Below are 15808 nucleotides of genomic sequence, written 5' to 3'. Positions count from 1 at the left end.
CTCAGGCGGCGAGGCGCAGGAAGGGCACCGGCTGGGTCGAGGTCAGGATGATCGGCCGGCCGTGCTTTGCCTCGAAAATCTCGCCGTCGAGGATAACGTTCGAGCGTTCGCCCTCGATACGGATCTCATCGCCCTGTTCAAAATGGACCCCGGCGAGCTGATGCTGGCCGAGGGTCCCGCGCCAGGTGGCCCCGAGCATGCGGAACAGCGCGCCGACGCTGCGATCGACCGCGAGCAATTTCATCCGCCCGTCGCCGCCGTGCGTATCGCTGGTGCGGATACTCAGCAGCAGCTTTTCCAGCGTCGTGACGATGAGCAGCGAGAATTTGCCCTTGAGCTGGCCCTGGCGGATCAGCGACACGGTCAGCGGCTCCGGCTTCGGCGGCAGGCGCCCGCCGCCAATGCCGAAGATGATCGCGAAAAGCCCAAGGATCGCCGCCAGCACATGCGACAGGCCGTTCGGCAGGCCGAGCGGATAGATGCGGTTGCGGCAATAGAGCATCACGTCGGCCAGATAGGCACCGCCCAGGAACATGCCGAGCACGGGGCGATTGCCGCCGCTGTCGAGCGCGATCAACTGCCGTTCGATGACATGATCCTCGAGCCGGCCATTCGACACGAGTTCGACGACGCGCTCGAGCGCCTTGATCGGATCGCCTTCGGCGCCGAGATCGAGCGCGATCAGGTTGGTCTTGCCGTTCGGCAGCACCGCGACAGGCGGCGGCGAACCGCCAAAATGGCCGCCCGAATAAAGTTCGGTCAGCGCGGCCTGAACGGTGCCGTCACCGCCGTTGATCGCGACGATGCGCGGGCTGACCATGGCGATCGTACGGATCGCTTCACCGATCTGGTCGACATCCTCGACCTCGTAATGAAAAATGTCGGGGTGCGCCGCGCAATATTCCCGAACCCGCGGCAACAGGGCACGATTTCCCGTTGAGCGCGGATTGGAAAGAAGGGCGACGCTTGCCATCGGGCCCCTACATATATTTCATGGTGATCGAGATCGTCTTCGGCGCGTTGCCGACATCGAACCCCGTCTTCTTGTAGCTCGGCTTGCCGAGGTTGAAGATGTTGATGCTCGGGTTGTTCGACATGCCGCCGCCGTCCGAGGTCAGATCGGTCTTGCCATTCCCGTTGACGTCGTGGCGCACCGCGATGCCGTAGTGGCCCGCTTCGGGCAGCGGCACGCAAACGGTCATCGACCCGGCCTGTGCCGGCACTTCGACACGGGTGATCCAGCGCCCCTTGGCCAGCCATTCGGACGCGGTGGCACGATAGCTTTGAACACGAATCTTGCCCGTCCCGGCCTTCACGCCGTTGATGTGGACGAGGGTGGACGGACCGCTCCGGCATTTCGACAGGTCGTTGGTGATAACCTGTCCCTCTGCGTTCGCTGCCACGGATACGGCGAGCAGAGCCACGCAGAGCGACGCCGACATAAATTTCGACATGACGCATTAGCTCCCAGTGGTTATAGCCACGCCAGCACCGAGCCGACATGGGTCCCTGTTGCCCTTGAATCCGGATATCGGAACCATTTGCGGCCAAATCATGGTGATGGGGCGACGAAAGATTGAATAGACTGCCCGCCATCGACCGTTACATCGCGCGGCTCATCTTCTTTCCCATGCTCGGTACGCTGGTCCTTTCGGCCATGCTGCTGGTGCTGGAAAAGATGCTGCGCCTGTTCGATTTCGTCGCGACCGAAGGCGGTCCGGTGAGCGTCGTGTGGCGGATGCTCGCCAATCTTATCCCCGAATATCTGTCGCTTGGCATCCCGATCGGGCTGATGCTCGGCATCCTGCTCGCCTTCCGCCGCCTCGCGACATCGAGCGAGCTCGACGTGCTGCGCGGCGTGGGGATGAGCTTCGGACGGCTGATGCGCGTACCCTATGCCTTTGCCTTCGCGCTGGCGCTGCTCAACCTCGCGATCGTCGGCTTTATCCAGCCCTATGCGCGCTACGCCTATGAAGGGCTGCGCTTCGAATTGCGGTCGGGCGCGCTCGGCGCGTCGATCAAGGTCGGCGAATTCACCAAATTGGGCAGCCGGATGACTCTGCGTATCGAGCAGAGCTATAACGAGGGGCGCAATCTGCGCGGCATCTTCGTGCGCGGCGAGAACAAGGACGGGCAAAGCGTTTCGGCAACCGCCGCCGAGGGCCAGTTTCTTGCCACCGACGATCCCGACACGATCATCCTGCGCCTGACGCGCGGCGTGCTGATCCATGAATCGCCGAAATTCGCGGTGCCGCGGGTATTGACCTTCGACAGCCACGATCTGCCGATCCCGCTACCCAAGATCGAGGCGTTCCGCACCCGCGGCGGCGCCGATCGCGAACTCACCATCCCCGAATTGCTGGTAGTCGGTCACGATCAGGCCGAGCCATTGGCGACGCGGCTCGAATCGCGGGCGAATTTCCACTTCCGCATCGTCGAGGTGGTGTCGATGTTCTTCATCCCGCTGATGGCGATCGCGCTGGCGATTCCGCCCAAGCGATCGACAAGCTCGCTGGGCGTCTTCCTGTCGATCGTGCTGCTCGTCACCCAGCACAAGATCAACGAATATGCCGAGGCGCTGGGCGCGCGCGGGGCGGTCGATCCGCTGTTGGCGCTTTGGATTCCGCTGCTGCTGTTCGGCGCGCTCGCGGTGTGGATGTATTATACGGTGGCGCATGTCCCCGGCGGCCAGCCGATCGGCGCGCTCGAGCGCGTCGCGGCCAAGGCGGAACAGAAAATCCGGGCCTTCATCCGCCTGTTCCAGCGCAAGCAGCAGCCTATCTGACGATGAACCAGCTCCATTTCTTTCCGTCGCGAACCATGGCGCTCTATGTCGGGCGGCTGTTCCTGGTGCGCAGCTTCGCGATCCTGTTCGCGCTCGTGCTGGTACTCCAGACGCTCGACCTGCTGGGTGAGAGCGGCAAGATCCTGTCGGTCGCGGGCAACAGCGACAGCGACGTGTGGCGCTATGTCGGGCTGCGCCTGCCGCAGATCATCGAAACCTTTCTGCCCTTCTCCGTTCTGCTCGGGACGATCTTGACGCTGATCACGCTCAACCAGAACAGCGAGGTCATCGCGATGAAGGCGTCGGGCATGTCGGCGCATCAGGTGCTGGCGCCGCTGTTCCTCGCCGCACTGTTCGTCGCCGCGATCAGCTTCGGCTTCAACGAAAGGATCGTGACGCGCGCGACCGCGGCGCTCGCCGCCTGGCAGAAGGTCGAATATGCGCAAATTCCGAAAGACACCGGGATTCGATCGAACATTTGGGTTCGCGACGGCAATAATCTGATCAATGCCGCGACCGTCAGCGGCACCGGGACGGCGATCACGCTGCACGGCGTGCGCATCTATGAACGGTCGGGCGGCGTATTGTCCTCGATATTGTCGGGCGACAGCGCGCGGCCGGTCGCGGGTGGGTGGGAACTCACCAACGCCAAGCGCTTCCTGCGCCGCGCCGGTATCGTCCAGCCGCTCGGCACCATCGTCGCCGCGCCGGGCGTGCGTCCCGACCAGTTCACGCTCGCGCAGGTCGATGGCGATCAACTGCCCTTCACCGAACTCAAGGCGGCAATCGGCGATCTCGAGGCAGCGGGGCGACCCGTCGATGCGCTGAAAGGCGTGTTGTGGCACAAGATCTCGGGGCCGCTCTCGGCGGTCCTGATGCCGCTGCTCGGCGCCGTCGCGGCATTCGGCCTGGCGCGATCGGGCAAGCTGTTCGTTCGCGCCATCATCGGCATGGCGCTGGGCTTCGCCTATTTCGTCGCCGACAATTTCGCGCTCGCGATGGGCGACCTCGGCGCCTATTCCCCCTTCCTCGCCGCATGGGGGCCCTTCATCCTGTTCGCGCTGATCGGCGAAATGATCCTGATCCGGACCGAGGAATAGCGTCCGGACTCCGGGCGCATAGCCGCCGCCCCCCAAGCACCGCCCTGTTTCGGGCCCGGCCCGAATGTTTCGACGGGCAGGCCGACGCCCCTCTCCCCACCCGGAGGCCGACAGCGCCCAAAAGAAAAGGGGCCGCTTTCGCGGCCCCTTCGCATTGGTTCGAGGGTCGAAGGATCAGTCCTTCAGGAAGTCGGGCACATGGCCCTGATCTTCCGGACCGTCTTCGCTGCGCTCGCGGCGCGGGCCGCGGTCGCCGCCGTCGCGGCGGGGGCCGCGATCGCGGCCGCCACGGCCACGGTCGCCGCGATCGCCGCCGTCACGGCGCGGACCACGGTCACCGCGCGGTTCGCGGGGTTCGCGCGCCGGACGCGTGTCTTCCAGTTCCTCGCCGGTTTCCTGATCGACGACGCGCATCGACAGGCGAACCTTGCCGCGCGGATCGATCTCGAGGACCTTGACCTTGACTTCCTGCCCTTCGGACAGGACGTCGGCGACCTTTTCGACGCGTTCGTTCTTGATTTCCGACACGTGGACGAGGCCGTCCTTGCCGCCCATGAAGTTCACGAAGGCACCGAAATCGACGAGGTTCACGACCTTGCCGTTATAGATTTTGCCGACTTCGGCTTCCTCGACGATGCCGAGGATCCACGCCTTGGCGGCTTCGATCTGGGCGGTGTCCGACGAAGCGATCTTGATCGTGCCCTCGTCGTCGATGTCCACCTTGGCGCCTGTCGTCGCGACGATTTCGCGAATGACCTTGCCGCCGGTGCCGATAACGTCACGGATCTTCGACTTGTCGATTGTGATCGTTTCGATACGCGGCGCATGCGCCGACAATTCGCTACGGACTTCGCCGAGCGCCTTGTTCATTTCGCCGAGGATGTGCGCGCGGCCTTCCTTGGCCTGCGCCAGTGCCTTTTCGAAGATTTCCTTCGTGATGCCGGCAATCTTGATGTCCATCTGCATCGTGGTGATGCCTTCGGACGTACCCGCCACCTTGAAGTCCATGTCGCCGAGGTGATCTTCGTCACCCAGAATGTCCGACAGGATCGCGAAATCCTCGCCTTCGAGGATCAGGCCCATCGCGATGCCCGACACCGGGCGCGCGATCGGCACGCCGGCATCCATCATCGCAAGGCTGCCGCCACACACCGACGCCATCGACGACGAACCGTTGGATTCGGTGATGTCGCTGGTCAGACGGATGGTATAGGGAAAATCTTCCTTCTTCGGCAGCACGGGGTGCAGCGCACGCCACGCCAGCTTGCCGTGGCCGACTTCGCGGCGGCCCGGCGCGCCGAAGCGGCCGACTTCGCCGACCGAATAGGGCGGGAAGTTATAGTGCAGCATGAAGTTCTGATACGACAGGCCGTTGAGGCCGTCGATCATCTGTTCGGCTTCCTTGGTGCCCAGCGTGCAGGTCGCGATCGTCTGGGTTTCACCGCGGGTGAACAGCGCCGAACCGTGCGCGCGCGGCAGGAAGTGCGTTTCGGCGACGATCGGACGGATCTGCGTCGTCGTGCGGCCGTCGATGCGCTTGCCGTCCTTCAGGATCGCCGTGCGGACGATTTCGGCTTCCAGCTTCTTGGTCAGCTTGATGCCGGCCATGACTTCCTGCGGGCTGAGGCCATCGGCTGCAAACTGTTCCTTCGCCTTCGCGCGCGCTTCGTTGAGCGCGTTCGAACGGGCCGACTTGTCGGTCAGCTTGTAGGCGGCGGCTATGTCCTTGCCGATCAGCTTCTTGAGCTTGTCCTTGATCGCGGCATTGTCGTCCGACGACGCGATTTCCCAGGGTTCCTTGGCAGCCTGTTCGGCAAGCTTGATGATCGCCTTCACGACTTCGCGGCACGCATCGTGCGCGAACAGCACGGCGCCGAGCATGATCTCTTCCGACAGCTCGTTCGCTTCGGATTCGACCATCATCACCGCGTCGTGCGTCGCCGCGACGACGAGGTCGAGGTCGCCTTCGGCAACCTGTTCGTCGGTCGGGTTGAGGATATATTCGCCGTCGAGATAGCCGACGCGCGCAGCGCCGATCGGACCCATGAAGGGCACGCCCGAAATGGTGAGCGCAGCCGAGGCCGCGACCATCGCGAGGATGTCGGGTTCATTGTGGCCGTCATAGCTCAGCACCTGAGCGATGGCGTTGATCTCGTTATAGAAGCCTTCGGGGAACAGCGGGCGGATCGGACGGTCGATCAGACGGCTGACCAGCGTTTCCTTTTCGGTCGCGCCGCGTTCGCGCTTGAAGAAGCCGCCGGGGATGCGCCCCGCGGCCGAATATTTTTCCTGATAGTGGACGGTCAGGGGGAAGAAGTCCTGCCCTTCCTTCACCGACTTGGCGGCGGTTACGGCGCACAGGACGACCGTTTCACCCAGTGTCGCCATCACGGCGCCGTCGGCCTGACGGGCAACCTTGCCCGTTTCGAGAGTCAGCGTTTCACCGCCCCACTCGATCGATACTTTTTTCACGTCAAACATGGAATTTCCTTCGCCCGCCGGGCCCTATGCCGGGCGGGGCCTCTGTTCCGGGCAATCCGGCCCGGGCGGGTCGGGGCGTCTGTCTGCCCCTATGGCGGTCCCGCCGGATGCGGGAACGGCCCTTTAAGCATGTGTCCCCGCGAAGGCGGGGACCCAGTTCTGCCAGTTCGGTGCAAGCCCGCCCTGGATCCCCGCCTGCGCGGGGATAACGCAATACGTAAACGGCCCCCGAAGCCGGGGGCCGAACGATTGCGTTACTTGCGAAGACCCAGCTTCGCGATCAGGTCGGTGTAGCGTCCCTCGTCCTTCTTCTTGAGATAGTCGAGGAGGCTGCGGCGCTTGTTGACCATCATCAGCAGCCCGCGGCGGCTGTGATTGTCCTTGGCGTGCGACTTGAAATGGCCGGTCAGCGTGTTGATGCGATCGGTCAGGATCGCGACCTGCACTTCGGGCGAACCCGTATCGCCCTTTTCGCGGGCATGTTCCTTGATGAGTTCGGCCTTGCGTTCGGCGGTAATCGACATGTGCTTCGTCCTTCGAACATCCTGTTACAGATTGAAGCCCCGCACGACCTTCAGCGTTCCCGCCAAAGCCTCTATCAATGCCACGGGCCGATCGTCGGCGTCGCGTCCCCAATAGAGCCCGTCCTGCGTGCTTCCCCCGGTCCAGACACGACCCTGACGGATCGCCCCTGCCGCTTCCGGGGAAAGGTCCAGAGCCGGGATGTCGACCAGCCCTGCCTCCAGCGGCAGAAATATCTCTGATTGGGCGGCGCCTTGGCCGAAAGCGTTCAATTTGTCCAGCGAAATCGCCTGATCCAGCGCGAAGGGGCCCGCCTTCGTCCGGCGCAACATGGTGACATGCCCGACGGTGCCGACCGCCCGCGCAATGTCGCGCGCAAGGCTGCGGATATAGGTGCCCTTCGAAACATGTGCCGTGAGGGTGATGGAATCGAGCCGCTCCGCCCCCTCCGCGTCACCCCGGCGAAGGCCGGGGTCTCGCCGTTCCGAGTTAGAACCGCCAACGGCGAGATCCCGGCCTTCGCCGGGATGACGGATGCCTAGGGCATGGATCGTCACCGCCCGCGCCTTCATCTCGACCGTTTCGCCGGCGCGCGCGCGGTCATAGGCGCGCTCGCCGTCGATCTTGATCGCCGAATAGGCGGGCGGCACCTGTTCGATCGGCCCGGTAAAGCGCGGCAGAATCGCAGCAATTTCCGAAAGCCGCGGCCGCACGTCGCTGGTCGCAACGACGTCGCCCTCCGCGTCGAGCCCGGCGGTCTCGGTCCCGAACGCGATCGTGAAATCATAGACCTTGCTCGCGTCGAGCATGCGCCCGCACAGCTTCGTCGCCTCGCCGAGCGCGATCGGCAGCACGCCCGAGGCAAGCGGGTCGAGCGTCCCGCCATGGCCGACCTTGACCTTGCCCAGCCCGGCTTCGCGGCACACGCGCTTCACCGCGGCGACCGCCTGCGTCGAGCCGAGCCCGACGGGCTTGTCCATTATGATCCATCCGTTCATCGCCGCGCGGGCTAGGCCGCGCAGGCGATGCTTGTCAATTCGACCGGGATCGATTCGATTGGGCTCAATTCGACTTGGCGGCGTCCGCAGCGGCCTTGGCGGCTTTCTCCGCCTCGCGCGCTGCCTTGCGCTCTTCCTTGGTCGGCGGCGGCGCCGACGTCACGAAGGACGAAATCGCACAGCGCTCGCCGCGCACCAGAAGCGACGCGAACTTGTCGAGCCGCGAGGTTCCGCGCGTATCGACGCCGATCGCCTGCGCAAAATCGATGTCGCGGCACGGACCGAAGAAGGTGGCATAATACCAGTCGCGGCGGCTGTCCTGAATCCACACGCCATCCTCGCCATCGGCCTGAAAGGTGCGGATCGTCGCGTTGCTGGGAAAGCTGATGCCGGTTTCGACGCCCAGCGCGCGCGATTCCTGCGGTGCCCCTTCGGCCGCCACAGTTGCTGAAAGGGGGAGCAAGGCGGCGGCCAGGGAGAGTGCAAGAGTTTTCATGGCGACTCATCTAGCGCGAACTGGCTGAACTCATGCTGACTGAGGCCGCAATCCTAGCGACGGCGCGCGACCGGCCATAGCAGCAATCCCGCCATGAAAGCCGTACCGGCATATAGGAACCAGGATCGCGGGGCGAACGTGAATGGGTTCCAGAATAGGAGCAGGTTGAGTGCGTGCCCGGCCAGCAGTGCCAACCACAGCGCACGCCGCGTGCGCCCCCACCAGCGCCGCGCCGCGAACCGGTCGATGATCAATGTGAACAGCAGCGTCACCGCCGTGCACACGATCCATGCAAATCCCATAAAAAGCCAAGCCACGCCCATCGCCGGACTATGGCCGGGCAGCCCAATCGTCCGCAAGAAGGCTAAATAACCCAGTATGCCGCAAATAGCCGGTCCAGGTGATGCGTTCGGCGCGTAGCACGCCCTCCTTGACCGCGCCGAGCTTCCCGACCGCCGCCTGACTGCGTGCATTGCGTTCATCGATGCGGAATTCGATCCGGCGGATGCCGACTGCAAACGCATGATCGATCATCAGTTTCTTGACACGCCCATTGAACCCCGTGCCGCGCGCGGCGGGTTCGATATAGCTGTTGCCGATCTCCACCGTCTGCGCCGACACATCGGGACGCAGATAAGCGGTCATGCCGACCAGCCGATCGCCGTCGATGATCGCATAGGGCATCCGGCTTTCATGCCCGATCAGCGTGTCGAAGCTCGCGTCGAAATGATCGGGATCGAAGCTCGACGAATAGATCGGCCAGATGTCGGCATCGGCGGCGCAGGCGGCGCGCAGCGCCTCGCGGTGCGGCTCGGCCAGCTTGACGAGCCGGAGGTCGCCGTCGGCCAGTTCGACATAAAGCCGGTCAAGCATCGGCGACCGCCTCCTGCAAAGCCTCTGCCGCAGCCCGGCGCTTGGCCATGAAATGGCGGCGGCACATGGCGACATAGCGGTCGTTGCCGCCGATCTCGGTCTGCGCGCCCGCGACCACCGCACGGCCGGCGGCATCGACGCGCAGGTTCATCGTCGCCTTGCGCCCGCATTCGCACACCGCCTTCAGTTCGACCAGCGCGTCGGCGATGCCGAGCAACGCCGCCGAGCCGGGAAAGAGATCGGCCGCAAAATCGGTGCGCAGCCCGTAACAGAGGACCGGAATATCGGCCTCGTCGGCGAGCCGCGCCAGCGCAAACACCTGATCTTTCGAAAGGAACTGCGCCTCGTCGATCAGCACGCATGCCAGCGGGCGCCGCCGATGCTCGTCGCTCACCGCGGCCCACAAATCGCTTTCGGGATCGAATTTATGCGCCTCGGCGAGCAGGCCGATGCGGCTGGTGATCTGCCCCGCGCCGTAGCGGTCGTCGAGCGCGGCGGTCCACAGCATCGTCTCCATCCCGCGCTCGCGATAGTTGAAATCCGCCTGCAGCAGCGTTGTCGACTTGCCCGCGTTCATGCTGGCATAATAGAAATAGAGCTTGGCCATGGCATGAGCGATACCGCCTCGGCGGCGCCGCGCAAGCCCAATCAGGCGGCGCCGAGCAGCACGCGAAAACGCGCGGGCTGCGGCAACAGATCGGCGAGCGTGTAGCCGTCGAGATGCGCGGTGAAGGCTGCCAGCGCCCCGGCGAGCGCCCCCTGCAATCCGCAGCCGCCGCGCACCGGGCAGGTCGACGACGCTGGGTTCATACACTCGACGAAGCCGTCCAGCCTTTCGAGCTCGCGGACGACCGCGCCGACGATCACCGTCTCGGGCGCCTTGGCGAGCGTCAGCCCGCCACCGCGTCCGCGCTGCGCCGCGACATAGCCGAGCGCCTGCAGCCGCTGCGCCACCTTGGCGAGATGATTGCGCGACACGCCATATTGGCCAGCGATCTCGTCGACCGACATCTGCCGCCCGGTCGCCGCCAGCGCCATCAGGATGCGCAGCGCATAGTCGCTGTGAAGGCTCAATCGCATAAAATAGGTATATGAAATATTGCTTTTATGCGCAAGGCCGATAAAGCGGCAAATGAAATGCCGTTTATCGAGTCGAGGCAATGAAGAAGACCGTCCCCGCCCACCCCCATGCCATCGCCGCGCGCGAGGACCGGCGCGCCGCCGCCATCGCGATGGGAGTCGACGAAGCCTTTATCGCGACGCTCGTCGATCGCTTCTATGCCGCGATCCGGCGCGACGCCCTGCTTGGCCCGATCTTCGGCGAACGCATCCACGACTGGCCCGCGCATCTCGCGCAGATGAACCGCTTCTGGCAGTCGATCCTGCTCGGCGCCGGCAATTTCACCGGCAATCCGATGGCCAGGCATCTTGCGATCCCGACCATCGGCGAAAGCCATTTCCAGCACTGGCTCGGCCTCTTCTACGCGACGTTGCGCGATGTGGCACCGAGCGAAGGGGCGGTCGCGCTGGTCGGTGCGCGGGCGCGGATGATCGCCGAAAGTCTGCTCACCGGCATCGCCGTCCACCGCGACCGCGACCCCGACATCACCCGCAGGATGGTGCTGCCCCACGTCTGATACCCGCCGCGCGCCGGCAGCCGCCGACACCGCAGCTTGACTCGCCCGCCCCCGCTGTCATGCTGCGCACAAAAGATGCAGCATTAACAGTGGGGAGAGCTGCAATGCGATTGATGCCGGTGACCGATGCGATGTTCCTGTGGGGGGAAAGTCGCGAGATGCCGATGCATATCGGCGGCATCAACCTCTACACGCTGCCCGACGATGTCGACGAAACCGACTGGCTGAACGAACAGCTCGCACTGTTGCGCCAGTCGGAAGGGCTGCGGCGGCCGTTCAGCGAAGTGTTGAAGCTCACCCCGCTCGGCCAGTACGGCCCGATCCGGCTCGAACCCGACCGCGACATCGACATGCACTATCATGTGCGCTCGGCCGCGCTGCCCAAGCCGGGGCGCTATCGCGAGATGTTCGAACTCGCCTCGCGCCTCCATTCCAGCCTGCTCGACCGCACCCGCCCCTTGTGGGAAATCACGCTGATCTCAGGGCTCCCCAATCGGCAGATCGCAACCTTCAAGAAGGTGCATCATGCGCTGATGGACGGCGCGGCGAGCATCCATTTCTATAATTCGATGTTCTCGCCCGACCCCAAGGAACGGCGGACCTGCTCGCCGCTGTCGGTCGAGGCCTATGAAGCCTATAAGCGCAAATTCCCGTCGCCCAAAAAGCCGCCGCGCCCCAGCCTGACCGACATCGCCGCGATCGGCGAGTTTCTGAAGGAGCAATGGGGCAACAGCGTCGGCGTGACCAAGGCGCTCAACCAATATGTCGCGGCGATGTTCGGCATCGGCGGCGAAGGGCTGGTCACCCCCTTTGCCGGCGTGCCACGCACCAGCTTCAACCGCAACATCACCGGCGCCCGCCGCTTCGTCGCGCAAAGCTGGTCGCTCGAACGCGTCCGCGCGGTCGGCAAGGCCTATGACGGGACGATCAACGACGCGGTGCTCGGCATGTGCGCGGGCGCGATGCGCAAATATCTGCAATCGCTGAACGAGCTCCCCGACAAGCCTTTGAAAGCCATGGCGCCGGTGTCGATCCGGCCCAAGGACGATATCGATTCGGGCAATTCGGTTGCCTCGGTGACGGCCAATCTCGCGACCCATATCGACGACCCCGCCGAACGCATGGCGGCGATCCAGGCGTCGATGAACGCCGCCAAGGCGCAGTTGCGCGCGATGACCGCGCAGCAGATCCAGCTCTATACCGCGATCACCAATTTCCCGCAGATGCTGACCGCGCTGACGCGTACCGCCGACAAATTCCCAGCCTATTCGGCGACCATCTCCAACGTCCCCGGCCCGCGCGAGCAGATGTACTGGAACGGCGCGCGGCTCGACGGCATGTATCCCGCAAGCATCCCCGTCGACGGCATGGCGATGAACATCACCCAGGTGTCGAATTTCAGGAATATCGACTTCGGCATCACCGCCTGCCGCCGCAGCGTGCCGCACGCGCAGCGGATGATCGACTATCTGGAAGAAGCGCTGGTCGAGCTGGAAGCCGCGGCAGGGATCAAGACACCGAAGGGAAAATAGCGCCTATCCGCTCCCACCAACCCGTCATCTGGGCTCAGTCTTGAATTTCGCCCTCGCCGCTGCCCAAGTCGCGCGCCACTTTGGGATCGCGCAGCAATTGGTCGATGTGGCTCGCTTCGTCGAAGCTTTCGTCGGCGAGGAATTTGAGCTTCGCCGCATATTTCATGCGGATGCGGTGCGCGACTTCGCGCTGGAGATAGGCGGTGTTGGTGCGCAACGCCTTCAGCACCGCCTCCTCGTCGCGGCCGAGCAGCGGCTTCACGAATACCGTGGCATGGCGCAGGTCGGGCGACATGCGCACTTCGGTCACGCTCACCGGATGCGTCGCGAGGACATCGTCATGCACGTCGCCGCGCTGAAGTATCTCGCTCAGCACATGGCGCACCTGTTCGCCCACGCGCAGGACGCGGACCGAGGGGCCTTCGGATTTTTCGTTATGCCGCATCGCACCCTCCATGTTCCCCCGCGAAGGCGGGGGTCCAGAGCGTCAGGAATTCAACGTCGGGTATAAATCGTTCCACAGCGGGTTCATCTCTTCGATCGCGCGCAATTTCCAGGCGCGATTCCATTTCTTCATACGCAGTTCGTAAGCACGCGCATCCTGAATGTCATCAAAGGCGAGGTGCCAGACGAGCAGCTTGCAACCATAGTCATGCGTGAAGCCTGGTACGACGCCGCTCCGATGCTCCCACGCGCGCTTCGCGAGGTTGCTCGTGACGCCGATATAGATGGTACCATTGCGCCCACTGGCCATGATGTAGACATAGCCCGGCCTTGTGCCCATCCATCGTCGCTCCACGCCGCTCTGGGCCCCCGCCTTCGCGGGGGCGCAAAGGGATCACAACGTCCGCGCGCGTTCCTCGACCTCGAAGACTTCGAGGTGATCGCCCGGCTTGATGTCGTTGGTATCCGCCAGCACGACGCCGCATTCCAGGCCCGCGCGCACTTCGGCGACATCGTCCTTGAAACGGCGGAGCGACGCGATGGTCGTTGCCGAGACGATGACGTCCTCGCGCGTGAGACGCGCGTGGAGCCCCTTGCGGATGATGCCTTCGAGCACCAGCAGACCCGCGGCCTTGTCGCGCTTGCCGGCCGGGAAGACTTCCTTGACCTCGGCGCGGCCGACGACGGTTTCGACGCGTTCCGGACCCAGCTCGCCCGCCATCTCCTTCGCGACTTCCTCGGTCAGGTGATAGATGACGTCATAGTACATGAAGCGCACTTTTTCGCGGTTCGCGATCTCGCGCGCCTTGGCGTTGGGGCGGACGTTGAAGCCGATGATCGGCGCATTCGTCGCCGCCGCCAGCGTCACGTCGCTTTCGGTGATCGCGCCGGCTCCCGAATGGAGCACGCGGACGCGAATCTCGTCGGTCGACAGCTTGTTGAGCGCGTTGACGATCGCTTCGACGCTGCCCTGCACGTCGGCCTTGATGACCACCGGATATTCGATGACATTGGCCTTGTCGGCGAGCGCCGAGAACATGCCTTCCAGGCTGACCGGCGCCTGCGCCGTCCGCTTCTTGAGCGCCTGTTCCTGACGATAGGCGGCGACTTCGCGCGCGCGCGCCTCATTTTCGACCACGGTCAGCGTGTCGCCCGCCATCGGCACCCCGCCGAGGCCCAGAACCTCGACCGGCATGGACGGACCGGCTTCCTTGATCTGCTGACCCTGATCGTTGACGAGCGCGCGGACGCGGCCGCTTTCGGCGCCGCAGACGAAGATGTCGCCGACCTTCAGTGTACCGCGACGGACGAGGATCGTCGCAACGGGGCCGCGGCCCTTGTCGAGCTTGGCCTCGACCACCGTCCCCTCGGCCGAACGGTCGGGGTTGGCCTTGAGCTCCATGATCTCGGCCTGAAGTGCGATAGCGTCGAGCAGCTTGTCGAGGCCAGTCTTCTTGAGCGCCGAAACTTCGACATTCTGGACGTCGCCGCCCATTTCCTCGACGACGATCTCGTGCTCGAGAAGGCGTTCGCGCACGCGCTGCGGGTTCGCGCCTTCCTTGTCGACCTTGTTGATCGCCACGATGATCGGCACGCCGGCCGCCTTCGCATGGTTGATCGATTCGATCGTCTGCGGCTTCAGCCCGTCGTCGGCCGCCACCACCAGCACCGCGATATCGGTGACGTTGGCACCGCGCGCGCGCATTTCGGTGAAGGCTTCGTGGCCCGGCGTATCGAGGAAGGTGACTTCGCTCCCGTCGGGGGTCTTCACCTGATAGGCGCCGATATGCTGGGTGATGCCGCCGGCTTCGCCCGACTGGACGCTGGTGCCGCGCAGCGCGTCGAGCAAGCTGGTCTTGCCGTGATCGACGTGGCCCATGATGGTGACCACCGGCGCGCGGGGCTTCATCTGTTCGGGCGCATCGACGTCCTGATCGTTGCGGATATCGACATCGGCTTCGCTGACGCGTTTGATCTCGTGCCCGAATTCGGTGACGAGCAGTTCAGCCGTATCCTGGTCGATCGTCTGATTGACGGTGACCATCATGCCCATCTTGAACAGCGCCTTGACGAGATCGGCGCCCTTTTCGGCCATGCGGTTCGCCAGTTCCTGCACGGTGATCGTGTCGGGAACGACAACTTCGCGAACCTGCTTTTCGCGCGGACCGCTCGGCATCAGGTGCGAACGCTTTTCCTTTTCGCGAGCGCGCTTCAGCGCGGCGAGGCTGCGCGCACGCGCGCCTTCATCTTCGTTGAGCGCGCGCGTGACGGTCAGCTTGCCCGACTGGCGCCGGTGATCGCCGCGATGTTCCTTCTTCTGTTCGGGGCGCTTCGGTTCGGGACGCTTCGGCGCCTCGACCGGCGTGAAGCGACGCGGCGCGGGCGCAGCGCTGCTCGTCGTGGCGGCGCGCGGCGCGGCTTCGGCCGGCTTGGCTTCGGCAGCAGGCGCGGCCGGCGCTTCGGCGGCGGGCTCGGCAGCAGCCGGAGCGGGCGCTTCCTCGGAAGCCTTGGACTTTTCCTCGCGCGCTTCGGCGGCACGCGCGCGCTCTTCCTCGAGCGCGCGGGCGCGTTCGGCCTCTTCGCGGCGGCGCGCTTCTTCAAGCGCGGCGAGACGCGCCTCTTCGGCTTCGCGCAGCAACTGCGTCTGGCGCTCCTGACGCGACATCAGGCTGTCGGCCTTGGGCGCGGCAGGCTTGGGTGCCGGTGCGGGCGCAGCCGGCTTCGGCGCGGGTGCAGGCGCGGCCTCGACCGCTTCAGCCTCGGGCGCGGGCGCCGCTTCGCCGGGACGGCCAAGCACGCGGCGGCGCTTCACCTCGACCACCACCGTATTGCGGCGGCCGTGGCTGAATTGCTGCTGCACCTGTCCGGCCTCTACCGTACGCTTCAGCCCCAAGGGCTTGCGGGTCAGAGTCGGCTTGTCCTGTTCGTCACTCATCGAAA

17 protein-coding genes are annotated in these 15808 nt (G+C 64.7%); 4 read left to right on the top strand and 13 right to left on the bottom strand.

Translation table 11 applies throughout. The annotated features are described in order from the left end of the window. Position 1: 1 nt before the first annotated feature. Together ATE59_RS03765 and ATE59_RS03760 are read right to left on the bottom strand one after the other, a co-directional pair. Positions 2-973, bottom strand: a complete 972-nt coding sequence (locus ATE59_RS03765; protein WP_003042677.1) for a diacylglycerol/lipid kinase family protein — start codon at positions 971-973, stop codon at positions 2-4. A gap of 7 nt (positions 974-980) precedes the next feature. Next, entirely contained in the window at positions 981-1454 is a 474-nt protein-coding gene (locus ATE59_RS03760; protein WP_058811233.1) for a DUF2141 domain-containing protein, read from the bottom strand. A gap of 122 nt (positions 1455-1576) precedes the next feature. Between ATE59_RS03760 and lptF the strand changes: the two genes are divergently transcribed. Both lptF and lptG read left to right on the top strand, forming a co-directional pair. Continuing rightward, positions 1577-2785: an LPS export ABC transporter permease LptF gene (lptF, locus tag ATE59_RS03755; RefSeq protein WP_082657278.1), complete on the top strand. Its 1209-nt coding sequence runs from the start codon at positions 1577-1579 to the stop codon at positions 2783-2785. Positions 2786-2787: 2 nt separating this feature from the next. Continuing rightward, a complete protein-coding gene (lptG, locus tag ATE59_RS03750; protein WP_058811232.1) occupies positions 2788-3885 on the top strand; it encodes an LPS export ABC transporter permease LptG in 1098 nt (365 codons plus the stop codon). A 174-nt stretch (positions 3886-4059) separates the two neighbouring features. On the opposite strand, the gene pnp is transcribed toward lptG, so the two are convergent. The 8 genes from pnp to ATE59_RS03710 form a co-directional block, all read right to left on the bottom strand. Next, complete coding sequence (gene pnp / locus ATE59_RS03745; protein WP_058811231.1) at positions 4060-6366, bottom strand: polyribonucleotide nucleotidyltransferase; 2307 nt, start codon at positions 6364-6366, stop codon at positions 4060-4062. Between the two features lie 254 nt (positions 6367-6620). Beyond that, positions 6621-6890 (bottom strand): 30S ribosomal protein S15, encoded by a 270-nt coding sequence (rpsO, locus tag ATE59_RS03740; protein ID WP_003042688.1) that lies wholly within the window; start codon positions 6888-6890, stop codon positions 6621-6623. Between the two features lie 24 nt (positions 6891-6914). Further along, complete coding sequence (gene truB, locus ATE59_RS03735; RefSeq protein ID WP_058811230.1) at positions 6915-7886, bottom strand: tRNA pseudouridine(55) synthase TruB; 972 nt, start codon at positions 7884-7886, stop codon at positions 6915-6917. A gap of 64 nt (positions 7887-7950) precedes the next feature. Further along, on the bottom strand, positions 7951-8382 hold the full coding sequence (locus tag ATE59_RS03730; protein ID WP_231737160.1) for a DUF6491 family protein: 432 nt from the start codon (positions 8380-8382) through the stop codon (positions 7951-7953). A 53-nt stretch (positions 8383-8435) separates the two neighbouring features. Continuing rightward, complete coding sequence (locus ATE59_RS03725; protein WP_156416698.1) at positions 8436-8699, bottom strand: hypothetical protein; 264 nt, start codon at positions 8697-8699, stop codon at positions 8436-8438. A 13-nt stretch (positions 8700-8712) separates the two neighbouring features. Continuing rightward, complete coding sequence (locus ATE59_RS03720) at positions 8713-9255, bottom strand: GNAT family N-acetyltransferase (protein WP_058811228.1); 543 nt, start codon at positions 9253-9255, stop codon at positions 8713-8715. Then, a complete protein-coding gene (locus ATE59_RS03715; RefSeq protein ID WP_003042700.1) occupies positions 9248-9862 on the bottom strand; it encodes a thymidine kinase in 615 nt (204 codons plus the stop codon). The genes ATE59_RS03720 and ATE59_RS03715 overlap by 8 nt, the downstream gene beginning before the upstream one ends. A 41-nt stretch (positions 9863-9903) precedes the next feature. Further along, positions 9904-10335, bottom strand: coding sequence for an RrF2 family transcriptional regulator (locus ATE59_RS03710; RefSeq protein WP_058811227.1), 432 nt, complete (start codon positions 10333-10335; stop codon positions 9904-9906). Positions 10336-10415: 80 nt separating this feature from the next. Between ATE59_RS03710 and ATE59_RS03705 the strand changes: the two genes are divergently transcribed. Both ATE59_RS03705 and ATE59_RS03700 read left to right on the top strand, forming a co-directional pair. After that, complete coding sequence (locus ATE59_RS03705) at positions 10416-10892, top strand: group III truncated hemoglobin (RefSeq protein ID WP_058811226.1); 477 nt, start codon at positions 10416-10418, stop codon at positions 10890-10892. A 104-nt stretch (positions 10893-10996) separates the two neighbouring features. Next, complete coding sequence (locus ATE59_RS03700; protein ID WP_058811225.1) at positions 10997-12424, top strand: WS/DGAT/MGAT family O-acyltransferase; 1428 nt, start codon at positions 10997-10999, stop codon at positions 12422-12424. Positions 12425-12458: 34 nt separating this feature from the next. Here the strand turns inward: ATE59_RS03700 and rbfA are convergent, their stop codons facing one another. From rbfA to infB, 3 genes are read right to left on the bottom strand one after another with little or no spacing between them, the layout of a single operon-like run. After that, positions 12459-12869: a 30S ribosome-binding factor RbfA gene (gene rbfA, locus ATE59_RS03695; RefSeq protein ID WP_003042712.1), complete on the bottom strand. Its 411-nt coding sequence runs from the start codon at positions 12867-12869 to the stop codon at positions 12459-12461. Positions 12870-12911: 42 nt separating this feature from the next. Further along, positions 12912-13208 (bottom strand): GIY-YIG nuclease family protein, encoded by a 297-nt coding sequence (locus tag ATE59_RS03690; RefSeq protein WP_003042716.1) that lies wholly within the window; start codon positions 13206-13208, stop codon positions 12912-12914. Between the two features lie 54 nt (positions 13209-13262). Then, positions 13263-15803 carry a translation initiation factor IF-2 gene (gene infB, locus ATE59_RS03685; RefSeq protein WP_058811223.1) on the bottom strand — a complete coding sequence of 847 codons (2541 nt, stop codon included), beginning with the start codon at positions 15801-15803 and terminating at the stop codon, positions 13263-13265. Positions 15804-15808 lie beyond the last annotated feature (5 nt).

The sequence above is a fragment of the Sphingopyxis sp. A083 genome, from assembly GCF_001468495.1.
GTDB lineage: Bacteria > Pseudomonadota > Alphaproteobacteria > Sphingomonadales > Sphingomonadaceae > Sphingopyxis > Sphingopyxis terrae.
Note: the sequence above shows the minus strand (reverse complement) of the source record. Positions and strands in the feature narration are given on the sequence as shown.

Excerpts from the sequence above, each read along its gene's own strand:
- ATE59_RS03710 (WP_058811227.1), bottom strand. The coding sequence starts at position 10,335 with ATGCGATTGAGCCTTCACAGCGACTATGCGCTGCGCATCCTGATGGCG.
- ATE59_RS03715 (WP_003042700.1), bottom strand. The coding sequence starts at position 9,862 with ATGGCCAAGCTCTATTTCTATTATGCCAGCATGAACGCGGGCAAGTCG.
- pnp (WP_058811231.1), bottom strand. The coding sequence starts at position 6,366 with ATGTTTGACGTGAAAAAAGTATCGATCGAGTGGGGCGGTGAAACGCTG.
- infB (WP_058811223.1), bottom strand. The coding sequence starts at position 15,803 with ATGAGTGACGAACAGGACAAGCCGACTCTGACCCGCAAGCCCTTGGGG.
- ATE59_RS03765 (WP_003042677.1), bottom strand. The coding sequence starts at position 973 with ATGGCAAGCGTCGCCCTTCTTTCCAATCCGCGCTCAACGGGAAATCGT.
- ATE59_RS03730 (WP_231737160.1), bottom strand. The coding sequence starts at position 8,382 with ATGAAAACTCTTGCACTCTCCCTGGCCGCCGCCTTGCTCCCCCTTTCA.
- ATE59_RS03690 (WP_003042716.1), bottom strand. The coding sequence starts at position 13,208 with ATGGGCACAAGGCCGGGCTATGTCTACATCATGGCCAGTGGGCGCAAT.
- ATE59_RS03760 (WP_058811233.1), bottom strand. The coding sequence starts at position 1,454 with ATGTCGAAATTTATGTCGGCGTCGCTCTGCGTGGCTCTGCTCGCCGTA.
- lptG (WP_058811232.1), top strand. The coding sequence starts at position 2,788 with ATGAACCAGCTCCATTTCTTTCCGTCGCGAACCATGGCGCTCTATGTC.
- rpsO (WP_003042688.1), bottom strand. The coding sequence starts at position 6,890 with ATGTCGATTACCGCCGAACGCAAGGCCGAACTCATCAAGGAACATGCC.
- ATE59_RS03700 (WP_058811225.1), top strand. The coding sequence starts at position 10,997 with ATGCGATTGATGCCGGTGACCGATGCGATGTTCCTGTGGGGGGAAAGT.
- truB (WP_058811230.1), bottom strand. The coding sequence starts at position 7,886 with ATGAACGGATGGATCATAATGGACAAGCCCGTCGGGCTCGGCTCGACG.
- ATE59_RS03720 (WP_058811228.1), bottom strand. The coding sequence starts at position 9,255 with ATGCTTGACCGGCTTTATGTCGAACTGGCCGACGGCGACCTCCGGCTC.
- rbfA (WP_003042712.1), bottom strand. The coding sequence starts at position 12,869 with ATGCGGCATAACGAAAAATCCGAAGGCCCCTCGGTCCGCGTCCTGCGC.
- ATE59_RS03705 (WP_058811226.1), top strand. The coding sequence starts at position 10,416 with ATGAAGAAGACCGTCCCCGCCCACCCCCATGCCATCGCCGCGCGCGAG.